This is a genomic window from Spirosoma panaciterrae DSM 21099, from assembly GCF_000374025.1.
Classification (GTDB): Bacteria; Bacteroidota; Bacteroidia; order Cytophagales; family Spirosomataceae; genus Spirosoma; species Spirosoma panaciterrae.
This window is the reverse complement of the sequence record NZ_KB893172.1, coordinates 1-20705: the sequence shown is the minus strand read 5'-3', so window position 1 is coordinate 20705 and position 20705 is coordinate 1. Positions and strand designations below refer to the sequence as shown.

General features: G+C 45.7%; 16 protein-coding genes and 1 tRNA gene. 7 read left to right on the top strand and 10 right to left on the bottom strand.

Going from position 1 to position 20705, the window contains the following annotated elements; translation table 11 throughout:
* Positions 1-4 precede the first annotated feature (4 nt).
* Entirely contained in the window at positions 5-724 is a 720-nt protein-coding gene (locus B153_RS0100085; RefSeq protein WP_020594604.1) for an arylesterase, read from the bottom strand.
* Between the two features lie 122 nt (positions 725-846).
* Here B153_RS0100085 and B153_RS0100080 point away from each other — a divergent pair, with 122 nt between their 5' ends.
* The 5 genes from B153_RS0100080 (at position 847) to B153_RS0100060 (ending at position 6605) form a co-directional block, all read left to right on the top strand.
* Positions 847-1548 (top strand): ABC transporter ATP-binding protein, encoded by a 702-nt coding sequence (locus B153_RS0100080; protein WP_020594603.1) that lies wholly within the window; start codon positions 847-849, stop codon positions 1546-1548.
* Between the two features lie 118 nt (positions 1549-1666).
* The gene (locus B153_RS0100075) at positions 1667-4252 is read left to right on the top strand and encodes an ABC transporter permease (RefSeq protein ID WP_026261798.1); all 2586 of its coding nucleotides are present in this window, start codon (positions 1667-1669) and stop codon (positions 4250-4252) included.
* 47 nt (positions 4253-4299) lie between these two features.
* Entirely contained in the window at positions 4300-4536 is a 237-nt protein-coding gene (locus tag B153_RS0100070) for a hypothetical protein (RefSeq protein ID WP_020594601.1), read from the top strand.
* Positions 4533-4943, top strand: coding sequence for an HNH endonuclease (locus B153_RS0100065; protein ID WP_020594600.1), 411 nt, complete (start codon positions 4533-4535; stop codon positions 4941-4943). Before B153_RS0100070 ends, B153_RS0100065 begins: the two co-directional genes overlap by 4 nt.
* A gap of 54 nt (positions 4944-4997) precedes the next feature.
* On the top strand, positions 4998-6605 hold the full coding sequence (locus B153_RS0100060) for a CehA/McbA family metallohydrolase (protein ID WP_020594599.1): 1608 nt from the start codon (positions 4998-5000) through the stop codon (positions 6603-6605).
* 2 nt (positions 6606-6607) lie between these two features.
* On the opposite strand, the gene B153_RS0100055 is transcribed toward B153_RS0100060, so the two are convergent.
* The 5 genes from B153_RS0100055 to B153_RS0100035 form a co-directional block, all read right to left on the bottom strand.
* Positions 6608-7240, bottom strand: coding sequence for an ABC transporter ATP-binding protein (locus B153_RS0100055; protein ID WP_020594598.1), 633 nt, complete (start codon positions 7238-7240; stop codon positions 6608-6610).
* A 252-nt stretch (positions 7241-7492) separates the two neighbouring features.
* Entirely contained in the window at positions 7493-8287 is a 795-nt protein-coding gene (gene lpxA / locus B153_RS0100050; protein WP_020594597.1) for an acyl-ACP--UDP-N-acetylglucosamine O-acyltransferase, read from the bottom strand.
* Between the two features lie 87 nt (positions 8288-8374).
* On the bottom strand, positions 8375-9769 hold the full coding sequence (locus tag B153_RS0100045) for a bifunctional UDP-3-O-[3-hydroxymyristoyl] N-acetylglucosamine deacetylase/3-hydroxyacyl-ACP dehydratase (protein WP_020594596.1): 1395 nt from the start codon (positions 9767-9769) through the stop codon (positions 8375-8377).
* Between the two features lie 102 nt (positions 9770-9871).
* Positions 9872-10900: a UDP-3-O-(3-hydroxymyristoyl)glucosamine N-acyltransferase gene (gene lpxD, locus B153_RS0100040; protein WP_020594595.1), complete on the bottom strand. Its 1029-nt coding sequence runs from the start codon at positions 10898-10900 to the stop codon at positions 9872-9874.
* A gap of 160 nt (positions 10901-11060) precedes the next feature.
* Positions 11061-12302: an HD domain-containing protein gene (locus B153_RS0100035; RefSeq protein ID WP_020594594.1), complete on the bottom strand. Its 1242-nt coding sequence runs from the start codon at positions 12300-12302 to the stop codon at positions 11061-11063.
* Between the two features lie 127 nt (positions 12303-12429).
* Between B153_RS0100035 and B153_RS0100030 the strand changes: the two genes are divergently transcribed.
* Positions 12430-12503: transfer RNA gene (locus B153_RS0100030), tRNA-Ile, on the top strand.
* Positions 12504-12598: 95 nt separating this feature from the next.
* Positions 12599-14200 carry a hypothetical protein gene (locus tag B153_RS0100025; RefSeq protein WP_020594593.1) on the top strand — a complete coding sequence of 534 codons (1602 nt, stop codon included), beginning with the start codon at positions 12599-12601 and terminating at the stop codon, positions 14198-14200.
* A gap of 40 nt (positions 14201-14240) precedes the next feature.
* Here B153_RS0100025 and B153_RS0100020 read toward each other — a convergent pair whose 3' ends face one another.
* The 4 genes from B153_RS0100020 to B153_RS34400 all read right to left on the bottom strand — a co-directional run.
* Complete coding sequence (locus B153_RS0100020; RefSeq protein ID WP_020594592.1) at positions 14241-14819, bottom strand: hypothetical protein; 579 nt, start codon at positions 14817-14819, stop codon at positions 14241-14243.
* A gap of 53 nt (positions 14820-14872) precedes the next feature.
* Complete coding sequence (locus B153_RS0100015) at positions 14873-19786, bottom strand: DEAD/DEAH box helicase (RefSeq protein ID WP_020594591.1); 4914 nt, start codon at positions 19784-19786, stop codon at positions 14873-14875.
* Positions 19787-20051: 265 nt separating this feature from the next.
* Positions 20052-20324, bottom strand: a complete 273-nt coding sequence (locus B153_RS0100010) for a DUF5681 domain-containing protein (protein ID WP_020594590.1) — start codon at positions 20322-20324, stop codon at positions 20052-20054.
* Between the two features lie 122 nt (positions 20325-20446).
* On the bottom strand, positions 20447-20705 hold a 259-nt coding region (locus tag B153_RS34400; RefSeq protein ID WP_020594589.1), incomplete at its 5' end, for an integrase core domain-containing protein.

Sequence of the window (20705 nt, the reverse complement as noted above, 5' to 3'; positions counted from 1 at the left end):
ATAGTCACTCCTTTTCCAACACAGGCTTCAGCACGTTCCAGACCGTATTCGCTACAATTTTGTGGCCTTCAGGTGTAGGGTGAATGCCATCACGCTGGTTCAATGCCGGAATACCGCCGACGCCTTCGAGTAAAAACGGGATCAGGACGACGTTGTTCTTATCGGCCAGTTCTTTAAACAACCCCCGAAAATCCCGGGTATAGGTGGCGCCCATGTTGGGGGGAATCTGCATACCAGCCAATACGATGGTGGCTTCCGGGCTTTTCCTCCGAACCGTATCCATGATGGCCTGTAAGTTTTGGCGGGTAGCGGTTAAGGGTATGCCCCGAAGTCCGTCGTTACCACCCAGTTCGAGCACAAATACAGCTACGGGCTGGCGCATCACCCAACTTATCCGGCTTTTCCCCCCTGCTGTGGTTTCGCCACTCAACCCGGCATTGACAACGGTATAATTCAGCCCCAGAGAATCAATCTTTTTACCCACCAGTGCCGGAAATGCCTCCGACGGTTCAACCCCGTACCCAGCCGTCAGGCTGTTGCCATAAAAGAGGACCGTTTTCTTTTTTGCCGGAGCCGCTGGCGAAGCGACAGCGGTTTTAGATGCACTATCACCTGAGTCTGAAGCGGTTTTGGTATCTGATGAACCGCAATTCCAGACCGTTAAGCAAACGATCAGGCCGCTTATCACAGAATAAACCGTTTGTCGATTTTGCCAGAACTTCATTGATTTCATAGGAGTTAATACCAAACATAGAGACGCAGAGAACACTACGTTTCAACTACATTTCTCAGTGCTCTCTGCCTCTCTATGTTCATCAAAAAGTCGTATCAACCGTTTTTTGTTCCATGAGTATTCTGCGCGTCGAAAATCTTACCAAAACCTATACCAGCGGAGGCCGTGAACTGACCGTATTGCATGGTGTCAACTTCACGCTTGAACCGGGAGATACCTTTGCCATTGTGGGTCCGTCGGGCAGTGGTAAAACAACATTACTGGGTTTGTGCGCCGGGCTGGACCGGGCTTCGTCGGGCAGTGTCTACCTGAACGACATTCGACTGGATACGCTTAACGAAGACCAGCGAGCCGCCATCCGTAACCAATATGTCGGGTTCATCTTTCAGAATTTTCAGCTTTTACCCACGCTGACCGCCCTCGAAAATGTAATGGTTCCCCTCGAACTACGGGGCGAAAAAGGAGCCGCTAAAACCGCTCAGGCGCTGCTGGATCGGGTCGGGCTGGGGCAGCGCGGCCACCACTACCCTACTCAGCTTTCGGGGGGCGAGCAGCAGCGGGTTTCGCTGGCACGCGCTTTTGCCAACCGCCCCAAACTCCTCTTTGCCGACGAACCCACCGGAAATCTTGATGCCGATACCAGCGCTACGGTTGTTGATCTACTCTTCGAACTCAACCGCGAAGCCGGAACCACCCTCGTACTGGTCACCCACGATATGGAATTGGCCTCCCGAACCCAGCGAATCATTCGAATCAAAGGAGGGACGGTAGTAACTGATACTAAAGAGCGAAAGAGCGAAAGAGTGGAAGAGTGATACTCCTCAGCCGATTTTTCGCTCTTTCGCACATTCACTCTTTCGCTCTTTAATCATGGATTCCCCTCACTTTCAGACAAACCTCCTCCCCCGCCCCGACGCAGGCTGGCTGTTTCGGATGGCCTGGCGCGATAGTCGCCGGAGTCGTCAGCGGCTGTTGCTGTTCATGTCGGCCATTGTGCTGGGCATTGCTGCTCTGGTAGCCATCAATTCCTTTGGCGATAACCTGGCTCAAAGTATCGACGATCAGGCCCGTGAACTACTAGGTGCCGATTTAGTGCTGTCGACTAACGACCCGAAGAAAGAAAAGCTTTTCTACCCGCTGCTGAAGAAAGTTACTCCCACTACTTCTCAAACGATCAATGGCCTGAATGTAGTTGACAGCCCTTACGAATACACCAACGAAATTTCGTTTGCGTCGATGGTTTCGTTTCCCAAAAATCAGGGCGTCAGGTTGGCTCAGGTCAAGAATTTAACCCTGGGCGTTAGCAATTTTGGCTCCCAGAACAGTTATCCCTATTACGGCGAATGGCAGATTGTCCCACAGTCGGCCGAGAAACTCTGGCGAGACCAACTTCAAAAACGGCCCAAACCGTATTACGCACTGGTTGATGACGCACTGATGGTTCAGTTTGGCGCCCAGGTTGGTGACTCCGTACAAGTAGGCGGGGTTTCCTACAAGATTATCGGTCGCGTGCTCAAAACCCCAGGTCAGTCGACTGTAACTACCACTGTCGCGCCAACGGTCTTTCTGCCGTTTGTGGCGGAAGACTTACTCCAGCGTGGCAGCCGAGTCAGTTATAAATACTACTTCCGATTTACGGATGGTACGGATGTCGAAAAGATCATTAAGCAGGTCGGCCCCAAATTAGAAAAGGAAGGAATTAATTACGATACCGTAGCCGGGCGAAAAAAACAGACCGGGCGTGCCTTCGGTGATTTGACCAAGTTTCTGAGCCTAGTTGCTTTTGTGGCGTTGTTGTTAGGTTGTGTGGGCGTTGCCAGTGCCGTTCAACTGTATGTAAAAGAGAAAATTGCCTCCGTTGCTATTCTGCGGACACTCGGTGCCAGCGGCCGACAGGCCTTTCTGATTTACCTGATCCAGACGGCGATCATGGGCTTTTTAGGAGCCGCCATTGGTGCCTTAGTGGGTTCAGCCATTCAGTTGATCCTACCGCGTATCTTCAGCAATTTCCTGCCCGTCACCGTCGAAACCTCTTTATCCTTCCCGGCTATTCTGGGTGGTTTAGGCACGGGTCTGCTGATTTCCGTTCTATTTTCGCTATTGCCCCTGCTGGCGATTCGGAATGTATCGCCTTTGCGGGCCATCCGTAACTCGTATGAAGATGACCTGAGCGGCCGTGATCCACTGCGCTGGCTGGTGTACTTGCTGGTGATTGCCTTTATGGTTGGTTTTGCTTATTTACAGACCCAAAACCTGATGCTGGCTATTGGCTTTACGGGTGGTTTGCTACTGGCCTTTGGTATATTGACCGCACTGGGGTTAGGGTTGATCTGGCTGGTTCGTCGGTTTTTTCCCGCTTCGTGGAGTTACGTCTGGCGGCAAAGTCTGGCCAATCTCTACCGACCTAATAACCAGACATTGATTCTTGTAACCTCTATCGGGCTGGGGGCTTTCCTGATTGCTACACTTTACCTCACTCAGGGATTGTTATTGGGTCAGGTCGAACTATCGGCCAGTGGCAAGCAGCCCAACATGGTTCTGTTCGATATTCAGAATGAACAGCTTGGCGGGGTAAAAAAACTAGTTGCCGAACAAAAATTACCCGTTTTGCAGCAGGTTCCGGTCGTGACCATGCGGTTATCGGATATTAACGGCAAAACGGACCACGTAAACCGAAACGATACCACAGCCAGACCGCCGAAATGGGCCTTTACCCGTGAGTATCGGGTTACGTACCGCGACACACTGATTTCATCGGAGAAGCTGGTTTCGGGCAAAGCCCCTTATCAGGCCGATGGTGCCGTCTATATCTCCGTGGAGAAGCCTTTCTTCGATCGGATGCATCTCAAACTGGGCGATACGCTGAATTTCAACGTGCAGGGTGCTCCTATTCAGACGATTGTAGGCGGCACGCGCGACGTTGAGTGGAATCGGGTACAGACTAATTTTCTGGTCGTTTTTCCGTCGGGTGTTCTGGAACAGGCTCCCCAATTCCATGTACTGATGACCCGCGTACCCAACAATCAGGTTTCGGCCCAGCTCCAGCGCGGACTGGTCAGTCAATTCCCGAATGTTTCGGCTATCGATCTGGGACTTATTCTGAAAACGGTCGATGAAATTCTGGGGCAGATCTCGTTCGTCATCCAGTTTATGGCTCTGTTTAGCATCCTGACGGGTTTATTGGTACTGGCCAGCTCAGTGGTTATCAGCAAGTTTCAGCGGCTTCGCGAAAGTGTTCTGTTGCGCACCTTAGGAGCCAGCCGGGAGCAGATTTTAAGCATTACCGTTCTGGAATATGGCTTACTGGGCTTGTTAGCAGCCCTTTCGGGTATTGTCTTATCCATAGCCGGAACCTGGGGGTTAGCCCAATTTGTGTTTGAAGTTCCGTATAAACCAGCCGTGCTTCCTTTGGTAGTGGTAGCTTCGCTTGTAACCGTAATGACCATTCTGATCGGTGTGTTCAATAGTCGGGAAGTACTGTCAAGACCTCCGCTGGATGTACTAAGAGCCGAGGTGTAATGTGAGAAATCGTCACATTTTATCGTTCTTTGTAAAAACATCTGCCCATGAGTGTTACCGAAGCATTTGGCGATGTAGCCAGTAGTCTGGCTCAACTAGCCCCCGATAAGATTAGTATGCTGCAGGCTCCAGCCTCTATGTCGATACGCGTAGAGCAGTTGGTCAATCGCAAAAAAGATGGTCTTATCACGCCCGAAGAAACCAGCGAGCTAGAACGTTTTTTAGCACTTGATTTATTCATAAGCCTTACTAAAGCGCGAGCACGAGTTTTATTGAAGGGATGAGACAAGCGCTTTCAGCCAAAAAACGTCGTCTTGTTGCCCAACGTGCCGAATATCGGTGTGAGTACTGTCGAGTACATGAGGACGATTTATTCCTTGCTTTTGAGATTGATCATATTATTAGCGTAAAGCATGGCGGAGGTAACGAATTGGAGAATTTAGCCTATGCCTGCCCACACTGCAACAACCATAAAGGTTCAGACCTAACAACATTCCTCGACTCGTATGATGATATTGTTATTCTGTTCAACCCTCGAAAGCACAAATGGCCCACTCATTTTGACGCACACAATGGAGAAATCATTCCTAAGACTCGAATAGGCCAAGCCACTGTAAAAGTACTCCAACTCAATGATCCTGACAGGGTTATCCTCCGACAGCTACTCACACAGGCAGGGAGGTATTTGTAAGCCAGTAAATGTCGGTTCTATTCATTCTTTTAGGTTGAAACGTTTACTGGCTATATGGTGGGTTCGTTCGGCTGGCCTATACGTAAGTGGCTGCTTTGGCTGCTACTCCTCTCGATTTCTACCAGTTATGGGCAGTCAATCGGACAAGTAAAAGTCACTATACTGGATGCCGAAACCAGCAAGCCTACTCCTGTTCGTGTGCGGCTTACGCAGAACGGCCATCCAGTGGCCCAACTTCCGGCCGAAGCGATTGCGGTTATGTATGGTCTGTGGGACCATGAAGATGGATATGGATTTCAGCCCGACAGTTCCTTTTACATAGCTGGTCGATTCCGGGTATCGTTGCCACCGGGCACCTATGAATTGACCCTGTCCAAAGGCTCGGAATACCTGCGCCAGACGCACAGGCTGGTAGTTACTGCCGGAAAAACCATTCAGAAAACGATTCGGCTGGAGCGATGGATCAATATGGCAGCCAAAGGCTGGTACTCCACCGATGGGCATATCCACCTCCGCCGTTCTCCACGCGACAACCCCTATATTGCCACCTGGCTACAGGCCGAAGACGTACACGTAGGAGCGTTTTTGCGCATGGGCGATTTCTGGGAAACTTACTACCCGCAGTATGCCTATGGCGACAAAGGCGTTTATCAACAGGGGGCTTATTTGCTGACGAGTGGTCAGGAAGATCCCCGAACCTCCGAACTTGGACATGTCTTTGCCCTGGGTGCGGCCGATCGCGTACGTAAAAGCAGTCGTTATTACTTCTTTGATGAAGTGTTTGACAAAATTCATCAACTGGGCGGTATTACGGGCTACGCCCACCAGGCCGAAACGTTCCATGGTTACCGGGGCTTAACCCTCGATGGACTACGCGGCAAAGTCGACGCTTTCGAATTATTGCAGTTTTGTGTCGATGCTCACCCATTGCATACGCAGCATTATTATCATTTGCTGGATCTGGGAATTCCGCTCACAGCCACCGCAGGTTCCGATTTCCCCTGGTGTGGTCAGGATCATGGGCATGGCCCCGTCGAACACTCGTCACGGATTGGCAATGCCCGTTTTTACAGCTATTTGGGTACGGACCAAAAACTCGCTTATTCAAACTGGCGCGATGCAGTAGCGGCAGGTCATACATTCGTATCGAGCGGCCCAGTTCTTGATTTGAGGGTGGCGAATGCGATTCCAGGCGATCATCTGGATGTTAAGAAAGGCACATCGGTCTCAGTTACAGTTCATGCGTATGGGCATGATCGGCAGGTGCCACTCGATACGCTCGAACTGGTCAGTCATGGGAAAGTGATTGGCCGGGTTACAGCCCGAGACGCAGGCCAATCCCCTCATTACTTGTCGCTTCAGTTAACTCTACCCCCTCTCAAGAGTGGTTGCTGGATGGCAGCTCGCTGTTCGGCAGGCCCTGGTCAGGCTGCTCATACAACCCCCGTTTACCTAACTGTAGATGGTGATGGATTTTACAACCGGGAAACCGCCAGCCATTACCTCGACCTGAGTGAACAATACCTGACGGAAATCGAACAGCAGTTCACCCCCGACCCTGCGAAAGTCGACCAGCAAGCCTGGAAATACAAGGATGGATTACAAGCCCGGATTACCGAAACCCGGCGGATTATTGACGCGTTACGCAAGAAATTGAAGTAAGTCTACTTCCACTGCATAATATCGATTACATTCGGGCAAAAATCATATTCGTCGGGCTGATTGGAGCCGATCAGCAGGAGTTTGGGCGATGGGTTTGCCGGACTAATCAGTTGCTGCATCTGTTCATGATACCAGTTCATACCCTGACGATCCAGATTGGATGTCGGCTCATCCAGTATAATAATCGGTGCACGGGAGAAAAACGCCAGCCCAAGCTTCACCCGCTGTTTCATCCCCGACGAAAAATACTTGATTTCTTTATGACGGGCGTGGCTTAGCAGGAGTTTTTCGGCAATAGTTTCGGGGGTTTGACCTTCCACAAATGGTTTAAAGGTCTGGTGGAATGTCAGCAGTTCATCCAGCGTCAACTCTTCGACCAGTTCGAGATAAGGCGCGGCTATGGTCACATACCGAAACCAGTCATCAGCGTCGAGCGTTTTGCCCTGCAAAGAATAGGTAAGAGTTCCTTCCGTAATGGGTAAGCTTCCGGTCAATAGCTGTAACAAGGTTGATTTTCCGCTGCCGTTTGGCCCCACAAACGTATAACTATTTCCGGCGGTAAGCGTCAGATCGACCCGCCGGAAAATCCACTCTTTCCGATATTTCTTGCCGATTTTTTCAGCAGTGATATTCATGAACCTGTTTAAACTTTTGTTTCAATTGCTTTTGTCATCCCGACGCAGGAGGGATCTTCGGGCGAGGAATATTTGATCACATTACCCGAAGATCCCTCCTGCGTCGGGATGACAAAAAGCACTCATTAGGACTCGATTAGGACAAGTTTAAACAGCCTCCATAAATAAAGTGTGAAGGGTAACGAATGAAGCGTGAAAAATACGTTGACACGGGTTATTTTTCTCGCTTCATTCGTTACCCTTCCTTATAGTTTACTCCCGCTCTCCATTGGCGGATGGCCCGCGCATAATGCCTCGTTCGGAGCTACGAATGAAGTTCACAATTTCATCGCGTTCGTCCGAAGCGGGCAGTTCCAGTTCGATCTGGGCCAGCGCGTCGGCATTGTTTAACCCACGCAGGTAGATATAGCGGTAAATTTCCTGAATCTGATTAATCTGTTCGTTGGTATAGCCCCGTCGACGAATCCCTACCGAGTTGATGCCCGCATAGGTGAGCGGTTCGCGGGCCGCCTTCGAATAGGGCGGTACATCCTTCCGGACCAGTGATCCACCCGAAATGAAGGCATGTGATCCAATCCGGGAAAACTGCAATACCGAACTTGATCCCCCAATAATAGCCCAGTCGCCCATATGTACGTGACCCGCCATCTGCACGTTGTTCGTGATGATGCAGTGATTTCCGATTCGGCAATCATGGGCTACGTGCGCATAGGCCATAATCAGGCAATTGGCGCCAATCTGTGTTTTCCAGTGCTCTTCAGTCCCCCGGCTGATGGTTGCGTACTCCCGAATGGTCGTATTATCACCGATGAACGTCCGGGTGTACTCGTTATTGAATTTCAAATCCTGGGGTGTCGCTGAGATAACGGCTCCGGGATATATTTTGCAGTTTCGGCCGATACGAGCCCCTTCATTGATAACGGCATGGGAACCGATCCATGTTCCTTCGCCAATCTCAACGTCTTTGTGAATAATGGCGAACGGCTCAATCACTACATTCTGCGCAATCTTCGCTTCAGAGTGAATATATGCTAACGGTTGAATCATTATAAGTATGTCATTAATGGTCATTAGTTGTCCGTATCCGTCATTTAGTTGTGGATCAACCAATGACAAGGCATGACAATCGAATGACTATTTTTTCTTAACCAGGCTAGCAATCATGTCGGCTTCGCAGACCAGTTGATTTGCTACATAACCCCGACCCTGCATTTTCACGATTCCCCGCTTCATGGGCGAGGTAAACTCACACCGGAATATGACCGTATCGCCGGGCAATACGTTCCGCCGGAAGCGGCAATTTTCAATACCTACCAAAAACGGCCAGTAATTCTCTGGGTCGGGGACGGTACTCAAAACCAGAATGCCACCTGTTTGTGCCATGGCTTCGAGCTGCATGACGCCAGGCATTACCGGATTGCCGGGGAAATGCCCTGGAAAAAACGGCTCATTCATCGTTACGTTTTTGATCCCTACTACACTGTTCTCGTCCAGCGCAATGATTTTATCAATCATCTGGAACGGATAGCGGTGGGGTAATAATTGCGATATACGATTGATATCCAATACGGCTGGCTGCATCGGGTCGTATTTAGGTACTTGGTTAGCTGCGTTTTTCTGGATCAGCTTCTTAATTTTTTTGGCAAAGGCCACATTAGCCGCATGACCAGGCCGGGCCGCCAGAATCTGTGCTTTAATGGGCCGGCCAATCAGCGCCAGGTCACCCACTACATCGAGCAGTTTATGGCGGGCCATTTCGTTCGGGTAATGCAGCTTCAGGTTGTTCAGGATTCCCTGCTGCTTATTGACACTCACCTTTGGCTTATGGAGCAATTCGGCCAGGTAATCCAGTTCACCATCCTGTACATCCCGATCAACGATCACGATGGCATTGGTCAGGTCGCCCCCTTTAATCAGATTCTGCTTGTAAAGCGCTTCCAGTTCATGCAGAAACACAAACGTACGGCTACTGGCAATCTGTTCGGGAAACTGGCTTATGTCGTTCAAGTAGGCATGCTGGCTACTGATAACCTTGGAGTTATAGTCCACCATGACCGTTAGCCGATAATCGTCGAGGGGCAAAGCGGCCAGTTCGATGTCTTTCTCAGCATTTCGGTAATGAACGTATTCGTTGACTTCGAAGTAGTTACGAGTGGCATTCTGCTCTTCGATACCCGCATCCCGCAGGGCATCGATAAACTGAATGGAAGAACCATCCATAATAGGAGGCTCGGGACCATCCAGCTGAATCAGGATGTTATCGAGTTGCAGACCAACCAGTGCTGCCAGCGTATGCTCAACCGTATGAATCCGGGCGCCACTCTGCTCGATGGTAGTGCCCCGCGAAAGGTCGACCACGTTATCGACGTCGGCATCCACAATGGGTTGGCCGGGCAAATCGACACGCTGGAATTTGTAGCCATGATTGGTTGGCGCAGGCAGAAACGTCATCGTTGCCTGTACACCCGTGTGGAGTCCCACTCCCGATACCGAAACGGCCTTCTGAATCGTCTGTTGTTTGGTATTCATTCCTTTTCAGTTTACAGTTTACCGTTTTACAGTTTACAGTAGGCAGACCATAACGTTGCTGGTGCATCTATCCACCGCCACCCGTAAATCATAGACCGTAAGCTATTTTTCGTTTTTCTTTTCCAGTTTAAACACTCTTTGTTCCAGATCGGGCAACCGACGGAATATCGCCAGTGAGCGCATACTTTCCTTCAGGCCAAAAGCAGGTGAGCTATTGAGCGAAGTGCCTTCTTCCTCAACACTCTTGCCAACGCCCGACTGCGCCCCTACTTTGGTACCATTGGCAATGGTCAGGTGCCCGGCAAATCCAACCTGACCGGCAATGACACAGTTATCTCCAATTTTGGTAGAACCCGAAACACCCGTCTGCGCGGCAATCACGGTATTTTTGCCAATCTCGACGTTATGGGCAATCTGAATCAGGTTATCCAGCTTGGCGCCCTGCCGAATGATGGTTGAACCCATGGTGGCACAATCAATCGTCGTATTGGCTCCAACGTTCACATAATCTTCCAGAATCACATTGCCCAGTTGCGGAATGGTTTTATAGGTTCCATCGGGCTGGGGTGCAAAGCCAAACCCTTCACTACCAATAACCGCATTGGGATGGATAACGCAATTCCGGCCAATCACACAATTATCGAGAATCCGGACTCCAGGATGAATGATGGTATTGTCGCCGATCCGAACATTGTTTCCAACGTAAGCGTGCGGGTATATTTTCACATTGCTCCCGATCTGGCAATTTCGCCCAACGTACGAAAATGCCCCTCGGTAGCCCTGTTCGCCCATCTGGCTTCCGTCGCCTATGTACGAGGGCTGTTCGATACCTACCCGCGCAAAAATTAATTGCTTGTGGTATTCTTCCAGCAGACGCGTGAAGGCAGAGTAGGAATTTTCTACAAAAATGAGAGCCGATGCAACCGGCTTTTTAGGCTCGAACGACCGATCAACAATCACCGCCGAAGCTTGGGTGGTATAAAGATGCGGTTCGTATTTGAGGTTCGACAGAAATGAGATATCCCCTGGTTGCCCCTCTTCAATCTTAGCTAACCCAGTGATTGTCAGCGATTCATTTCCGGCAACTTCGCCCCCCAGCAGTGTGGCAATCTGCTTGACTGTAAACTCCATATATATATGACGGCCGTCGCAAAACACCCATTATAGCCGGGCATTTAGGCCGCTAAGGTAGCGAACAAATTGCACTTTTCCGCAATTGCTAAAGTGGTTAATTGGTGAAGCAGCCTGATCGAATCGGGATTGATGGTTCAACGAACGGCTCCCCTATGAACTACTCCACAAAATTCCGGGCCCAGCAAACATAGTACCGACGAACAATATTGGTTAGCACCTGAATATTTGACAGGTCAGAGGCATCGGCAATATCGATCACATTGCCTCCTTTCAATTTGATCGCAATGCGGTCGCCCGAAGGTAAATACGCTGCATTGGTAGCCTGACCTTCAACCAGAAAGTAGGAGAGCCAATCCTCCGGCATCCCGGTTTGCCGCAACTGCTTTTCGAGCTGCGTAAGCAGTTCACCCGCAAACGGTTCGGTCGATAACATAATCTTAAACAACTTCCGGTTCAGCAGCATCTGGCAGAGTTGAGAAAAAATCGGATCAGGGTGCGAAGCGCCCTGCTTTACACAGGTCCAGACGTCGAAGTCATCCAATTTCGTAAAGGCATCTAGGTACATACGGTTGGTCTGGAAATCCTGCATCGATATGCTATCCCGCAAAAACAACCGAAATACATCCGACGCAAACACCGATTCAACCCCCTCCTGCCGACTCAAAAACCGGGCCCGCCGTAAAATCTGAATCATCATCGACTCGCAACAGATCGACGTTTTGTGCAGATACACCTGCCAATACATGAGTCGCCGGGCATTCAGGAAGTTTTCGACGCTCAGAATTCCCTTGGCCTCGACCACAAGCTGATCGTCGACCAGATCAAGCATTTTAATAATTCGTTCGGCCCCAATGGCCCCTTCAGCTACGCCCGTATAATAGCCGTCGCGGTTGAGGTAATCCATTCGGTCCATATCCAACTGACTCGAAATAAGCTGATGAAAAAAGGGCCGTTCATACGTTCCCTCAAACATGCGGATCGCCAGCGACAGCGCCCCACCAAACTGCCGGTTAAGGTCATGCATAAGCATCAGCGAAATCTGCTCGTGAGGTACATCGTCCAGCAAACAACACTCCAATACGTGCGAAAACGGCCCATGCCCTACATCATGTAGCAGAATGGCAATCTGCGCGGCCTCACATTCCTCACTACTAATAAAATGGCCCTTGCTTTGGAGCGTGCTCATGGCCTGCCCCATCAGGTGCATGGCCCCCAGCGCATGATGGAATCGGGTATGCAGAGCGCCCGGATACACGTACTCAGATAGGCCTAGCTGCTTAATGCGCCGAAGTCGCTGAAAATAGGGATGCTCGACTAAATCGAAGAGCAGCTCGGTTGGAATGGTGATAAACCCGTAGACCGGGTCGTTGAGAATTTTCTTTTTGTTGGGCGTTGCCATTAGGCAAATATACCAGACTGAAACACAGGATTAGAGGCTTAGTTATTGAAATATCCCGTCAAATCTGTTCATTCTGTCAAAAAATATGTAAATTTGCCCTGCTGAATCTGAGCAATCAATCAGCAATGGGCTTGTAACTCAGTCGGTTAGAGTGCCTGACTCATAATCAGTAAGTCGCAGGTTCGAGCCCTGCCTGGCCCACATAAAAAACCCCACAAAGCCCTAGTAATCAGTTACTTATAGGGCTTTTTTTTATTCTATGTTGACGGAATTGTTGACGGAATTTCTGTAAATTCATGTACAGCCATTTAAATAAAGTACTGACTAAACAAGAGTTTATTGGTATAATTGATGGCTCTTACAGGAAAAATAAAACATATGAAAACTTTTACGGATTTGATAATTTCGATCATCCATGCGTGATTATTGATGATGTAACTATAGATGAAAGTATTGAATTACCAGAGTCATTCTTCTCAGATGAAAATATAATTATTAAGGGCGGTAAATTTAATAAGTCAATAAATTTAGGGGCAGGGCTTTTTAAAGGTAGAATAGAAATAAGTGGCGGTCAATTTGGGTTCTTTACTTTAGGGGCAACTTTTTGGAGTTACATACAAATTTTAGGGGGCAGTTTTAATGTATTAAGGTTTAGTGGAGGTTATTTCAAATGGTGGGTAAGGGTAGCTGGTGGAAAATATGATCAAATTCAACTTGGGGGAGGATCAGTATTTGAAAAGACATTTTCTATTGAGAATTGTGAGCTAAAAGATTTTTTATTACATCATGCATGGATCTTGGATGCATTTGAATATAATAGAGATATTAAAGTAAATAGATTTTTAATTGGGAACTCATCAGAAAATAATTATGGTATTGTTTTTATAAACAAATACCTGTTACTGAGTAATTCTGTAGTTGATATTAACATTCGTAATTCAATAATTAACGAAGTTATTTTCAAGGATTTAATAATTCATAAAGATTCAAAACTATACTTCTCCGACAATAAAATTAACAAGATACTATTTATTAATTGTAATAATCATGGTTATATAAGCTTCAAACAAATTATTAATAATCCTTATATAAATCCAACTTTAAAATTAGCACGTTTTCCAGAAATTTCTAGGCTTGAGCGACCCAGTCTTGAGAATTTACTTAGATTGGATTTTATTATGCATAGTGCTGTAAAGAGTCAGCCAAAGCTATCTATTATGTACTCAAACGCTGGAAAAATTGATCTTATTGGGTGTGATTTAACTAGTTTTAAGTTTGAGTTCGCCTACTCTAAAATTACAGAATTATTCTTGGCAGGTACTAATATGCCTGCTTCTATTCAGCTTGATAAAGTCTCAAAAAGCGAACTTTATGAGCAGCAAAGATTAGGATATAGTCAAATAAAGAAAATTTATGAGAGCCGAGGTGATACTGTTGAATCGGGGAATTATTATGCAAAGGAAATGGATGCCCATTTTAGATCGTTGAATTATTTAGAAAATTTCTGGGAAAAAATAAATCTATGGCTAAGTAAAATATCCTCATTTTATGGTCAAAGTTGGAAAAGAGGGATTATTTCTCTGTTTACCATTTCAATTATTTTGTTTATTCTTTATTGTAGAGCTTTGGGATATAGGCTTTCCCTTCCTGCTAATGAATCTAGTTTACAAAACTTCTTTGACTTAAGGTCTTTTCTGCCTGAGTTTATGAATCCTATACATAAAGCAGAATATATTCCTGAACAGTTATATACTTTATACTATAAGAAGAAAATTCCCGCAGATTATATCATACCAAGATCGGCTAGAATTTTAGACATTTTGAGCCGTATAATTATCGGATATTTTTTATATCAATTTATTCAAGCGTTTCGTAGATATGGAAAAAAAGGCAGTTGACGCCATTGAATTTCTATTTTAACTTGAAAAAGATATTGTTCTAGAAATCAATCTTTCTATTCTCACCTAAAGCAGCTGCTCGTTCCCATTTCATAACTTTTCTTGCTTTAGGTGTTAGCTTATCTCGATAATGCTTCTTAGCATATGGTTTGTAAAGTTCTTCGTAGGCTTTTTCAGCTTTAAACATAGGTCCATAAACCTTATCAAGCCAACGATAATGTTTAGAATACGTTTGGCTTTCGTACAAAGTTCTCGGTTGCGCTTTTCTGGATGCGAAGTATTTGCCTACTTGATAAAGCGCCCGGCAACGTTCCCCCGTCAGCGGACAGATAAAATACCATACTTGCCCCTTACCTAAGTTGCTTGGCTGTTGTACCAAGTTTATACGGTAGTTGATTTGATCCTGGTTGTTGTATGTATATTCTAATTCGACATACCCCCCTGTACCGGACAGACTAACTGCAACGCCTATTGTACCGGTTGTCTCCCCTCTACGGGTCCACCTGATTGTACTTGTAGCCCGGTGTTTAGGAACTAGTAAGCCAAGCCGTTTAAGATCGGCTAAGGTTAGCTTTTTCAGATCACTAAAGTTTCGTTCAAAGGTTGGAAACCGTGCCATAGATAATTGGATTACTATACAGTACAAACCTAAATTCTTAGAGAAGATAGCGATTAATCTTCAAAACCCAGTTTAGGTAAGCCCTCTACAATATCAACGGTTTGCACACTGACGTTTACGATGCTTAATAGTAAATCCAGTATGTAACGCGGTTTATTTTGCTCAGTTGCCCAATCATTGGGGTTGTTGGTAATGCCGCTGTCTTTGTGCGTCGTAACTTGATAGCGTTCCATTATCCATTCAATAGCGGATTTGCCGTTTACAACGTATTCATACGCCTTTGCCGGAATGTTGCTAATAGTGATTTTGCTGTTAAAGATAATCGTATCTATTTGCCCTTTCTTAGGAAAACGCATTTTGTCAACGGTATAATAGCCGTTATCACCAGCAACTTTCACATCGGGATAAGGGGCTAAGGTTTCGTAGTTTAAGTGCAATTCGGCTAATTTGCGACCGGCTTTGCTGAACGCCCAAAAATCCCGTACATCCTCTACCAAGGGCAGACGGGGCAGCATTTTCTTTAAATCATTGGAAAAGGTTTCCCGGTATTCCTTGCTATGCAGGAAACCATACACATAGTAGAAAATATCTTCTTTCGTTACGTTCTTACCGTACTGCTTTTGCGCTCGTTCAAATATAAAATTACTTACACCATCTTTGCGAATGTATTGATGTTCATTGGCATCATCAAACAAGCTTTTTTGTATAGCATTGTTTTCTTCATAGTAATATAGGGGAAAGCATTGCGTTCCTGAATCCAAACAATTTAAGTCTGGAATAAAATTGGTTATGATAGTTGTATTTTCTTTACTTCCTCCTAATCCAGAAACACATATGACCAAATTCTTAAGAGATGAATTTGGAAAAAGTTTGGGAAGTTGATAGACTCTCTCATTCAGATCACGACTAAAATAGACTCTTTGCTTAAAAAATGGACGATATAAACTAACAGCAAATGAAGTTTCATTATAGTGAATTACTTTTTTCCTAGCAATGTCGAGTATTGGGTTATCAGACCAGCTAAACTTTTTATTATTGTAAGTAACGGTCTTGCGAATTAAGGCAACAATCGCTTGCTGATTCTTTTCTGATTTTATGTTATTTGCCCAAAAAGAAAACATTTCATTGTTGTAAAAGTCAATCGTCTTAGTAATATTTTCCTTCAATAAAAGGATGCTCGAATTATAGCACCAAGCATCCCTCGTTGTAGCAAGTCCACGACCATAGAAGGGCACAAAAAATGTACTCTTATTGGTTTTATTATCCTTGTCTCCTAGAGGAATAAACGTGCTAAAATTACCATTTCTTAAACTAATCCAATCGCCGTGTTCATTAGGTTGTAATGTGGCTAATTCTAACTTTATATTGGTGAAGCTTTTGAAACCCTGAACCCTTTTTAGTTTTTCTTCCCGGCTCAGATAATCACCAATGTTGTGGTAATGGATAATTGCCTTATCTATTTCAACAGCAGGATTTTTAACTAACAAGGTAATAGCTATCGGGGAACGGCTACCACTACCAAATATTTTACCACCTTCTTTTCTACTCAATTCGCCACTAGTACGCTGATCACCTCTTAAATTAAATATGTAAATGGATGTAAATTCCTTTTCTAAAGTTTTACGAAAACCATCATGAGAGTTATTATCAATCCAGCCACCATCAGTTACGAAACAGATGATACCTCCTGCTTTATCAAGTCTGTCTGAACTCCACCGGAAGGCCTTCATATATGAATTATATAATGAATTCTTATTAGTCGCATTAGTTAGTGCAGCATAGGTGGACGCAATACGTCCATCTAATTTTAAATACTTTTGGTTTTGTGCATTATCATTGGCGGAATCTTGTCCCACTGAATAAGGCGGGTTGCCCAAAATGATACGTATCGGCGCATTCTGCTGACGTTGCACCCGTTTAGAGTTTTGGGGGAACATATCAGAGAAGAGTTTTTCCCCGTCGACTGTTTCTCCCAATTGAAAGGTATCGGTTAAGCAAATACCTTCAAACGGAATGTAATTACCTCTGCCTATTCCATCATCCGGGTCTTCAGTCGCATCGTGAAACGCATTTTCAATGTTTACTGATGCAATGTAATAGGCCAGTAAAACCAGTTCATTAGCGTGTAATTCGTTCCGGTATTTGCGTTCTAAGTCTTCCTGCTTGATCAAGCCGCTTTGTAACAGTCGGGTAATAAACGTACCGGTCCCTGTGAACGGGTCTAGTACGTGAATATTCTCGTCGGAAATGCTTCTGCCAAATTCCTGAATGAGAATATCATTCACCGACTGAATGATAAAATCAACTACCTCGATGGGTGTGTACACAATGCCCAATTTATCTACCAGTTTGGGGAAAGCTGTTTTAAAGAACTTGTCGTACAATTCAACAATAATCTTTTGCTTACCCTCGGCATTATCAATTCCGGCTGCTCTGGTTTGTACGGACTGATAGAACTTCTCCAGGGTTTCGGCATCCTTTTCCAAGGATTGCTCTTCCAGCAGATCCAGCATCTTTTGCATACTCTGGCTCATTGGGTTATGCTGGACAAATGAATAGCCTTCAAACAAGGCATCAAAAACCGGCTTGGTAATGATGTGCTGTGAAAGCATCTCAATAGCTTCAGCCTGAGTAATACTGGGATTAATATTTTTATGTAAACCTTTTAAGAAACTCTCAAATACTTTATTGTGCTTTGTATTATCATTAATAAGCTTGGTAATGCGTTCGGTTTGGCGTTGGGCAATTTCGGCTACTGATTTTGCCCATTGTTCCCAATACCGTCGATCACCTACTTTTTTCACCATGCGGGCAAATACGACGGTTTGCAATTCCTGAAACTGTAAGGTAAGCTGCTCAGAAATATTCTTGGCACTTGCCCCATTATCTATATCATCGGGATAAATCGGATTGCCTCGTTCGTCAAAGGAAAATTCGGGACGACCGACTAGAATCTGTTCGGGTTTGTTTTTGTTAAGTTCTATTTTATTGACGGTCGCGTTAAAGCGGTCATCGTGCGCTCGTAAGGCGTTTAATACGGTCCAGACGACTTTATAGCGTTCGTTGTCGTCTAATGCTTTATCGGCTTCCACATCAGCCGGTACAACGATAGGGATAATGATATAGCCGTATTTTTTACCTGGTGATTTACGCATAACCCGTCCAACGGATTGCACTACGTCTACTTGTGAGTTTCGGGCGGAAAGGAACAAAACAGCATCCAAGGAAGGCACATCAACGCCCTCACTTAAACAGCGTACATTGGTCAGTATTCGGCACTCGTTTTCTTCAGGTTCAGCCTTTAACCAGGCAAGTAACTCGTTCCGTTGCGTAGCATCCATTGTCCCATCAATATGCCGGGATGCTACGGACTGCATTTGGTGTTTTTTCTCGTCGGGTAATTCTGAAATGTAAGGTACTGAAGCTGTGTTATAGATTGCTGTTATTTTTCGGGATGCGGCAATACTCTGGCAGAAAGCCACCGCCCTACGCATTGGTTCAGGGTCGGTTTCCTTAATAATGCCCTCATCGCCTAAAATCTGTTTCGACAGGGCGTTGATCGTCCCAATAAGTTTAGAAGCGTCATCGGTATTGATTTCACTCTCTTTATCGGCAATCATTTTTTGTACTGCCGGTGGTACGTCGTTTTCGTTGAGGGTAAGAATCAGTACTTTGTAGTCGGTCAATAAGTCTTTTTCGACCGCTTCACCAAAGCCAATCCGGTAAATTTCCCCTCCGTATAGGTTTTCATCGTCCATCGAACAAAGCAGGGCTTCTGCCTGGGCTGCTTTGCTTTTGGTTGTATCATCGTACAAACGGGGGGTAGCCGTCATGTACAGGCGTTTCTTCGCCTTGATGAAATCATTATTATGCACTTTGGTAAAAGCACTTTCATCCTCTCCTGCCAACGATACGCCCGTGGTTCGGTGGGCCTCATCACAAATGATTAAATCAAATTCAGCATACTTAGGCAGGGTAGTCGCTAATGCTTTCTGTGCTTTGGCAATAACGTCGATGGACTGATACGTAGAGAATACAACGGTTAAGCCCGCGTTAGCTTTCGTTTCCAGGCCGCTGAACTGATGCAAGATATTCTCTACATTGGTAGAAGCAGGAAAAGCCAAATCCACCACCGATGAGGTATCAATATCATCTAGTTGCTTTCGGTTCTTGGTTATCTCCGGGTCGGAACAAATACAAATGGCATTGATTTTCTCTACGGCATCCGCGTACCATTCATTTAAGGTTTGCCCTAACAAAGCTATGGAAGGCACCAAGAATAGAACGAAGCCCTTTCCGTTGGTTTCGTTTTCGGCAATTCGTAACGAGTTGAAGGTTTTACCCGTCCCACAAGCCATAATAAGTTTACCCCTGTCGTGGGTTTTAAAATGCTCGTGAGTTTGGATCAATGCTTGCCGTTGGTGTGGTCTTAATTGTTTTTTGGTGGTCCTTGCTCCTTCACCCGAAATACCATTATCCAGCTTCTCCCAATCTAATGGTGCTTCTGCAAGCTCTAGTAGGGATAACCGCAAAAATGGAATATGCTGATTTTTGGTTGCCTCAGCAGCGTTCGTACCAAATGGCTTTCCAGTGGTATCAATCCAAAGCCGTTGAGCAAAATGATGGGTTTTTAAATCTTCACCCTTAAAGCTTCTGGCCGATGTGGAAAGAAATGTATCTACAGCCGGTTTGTCGATGACACCGCCTTCTTTGAAAAATTTGCATTGTATTGCCCAATAGTCACCCGTATGCGTTAGGGCAACCAGATCAATACCAGTATCGAAAATACCTAAATCACTTTTGCCTGGAAATTCATTCCACAGCCATACCTTCTTGAACGTATCTGCATACTTAGGATAGGTGAGTAAAAAAGCTTTCATTAAGCGTTCAAAACGCTCACCTTTATCTTTTTCACTGAAGGCAATTTTGCGGTACTTCTCTAATACGGTGGTAAAATTACTCGCCATTTATATTTTTAGTGGATTCGGTTTGCCAACGATAAAGGTAAATGTTGCTATCCTCAAAAGCGAGTTTAGTTATCGCTCAACAATAGCTATATTATTCTTTAATAGGAATCTGATACTGATTATCAGGTACATGTTGAGTGATATGAAAGCCTAATTCGTTATCTGAATACTGATCGTTGTCGTTATTTCCTTCTTATGCTTATTAGCTGCATTTCTAGACTCTACTTTTTCAAAAGGTATAATTACACTTGGCAGCGGTCATTTCTCATCGCTTACCGTAGGCAGAATCCATAATAGCCCGGTAAGCTTTCGTATCACCTTCTATTGCTTTGGCAATGATTGCCAGCGTTATTAACTCTTCAACGCTCAGCGAAATTTGTTCGCCTTTGACCGAGTGGTCGACTTTAGTACTCACGCCCAAACAACGCCGTATCATTTTGGCTTTGCTTTTACTGCCTTTAGGTCGGCCTTTCGGGTTACCACTTTGCCCCTTCTGAAATCGGGTTTCTACTCCATCTTTAAAAATATCATCTCGCATACCCTGTTAATAGCCTGTTTTTGTGTTCAGCTTTTCTCAAAAACAATTCTTATTGGCTGGCGATTATTTGTCGTTTAAGATCATTGTAGTAACCCTGGGGTGGTCCCGTTTAGCCGGACACTTTACTTATGAGAGTTTGACAAAACAGTTTGATAAAATTGGTTTTCAAAGTCAATCGGTGAACGGTAGCCTAACGACGAGTGCAGCCGACGCACGTTATAATACCCTTCAATATAGTTAAACAACTCAGCACGGGCATCATCTAGACTCATAAAACAGCCATCCTCCAGCAACTCGGCTTTTAAGCGTCCCCAAAAAGACTCAGCATGCGCGTTTTGATAGGGATTATCAGCTTCCGCCATGCTTTGTAGACACTGCCAT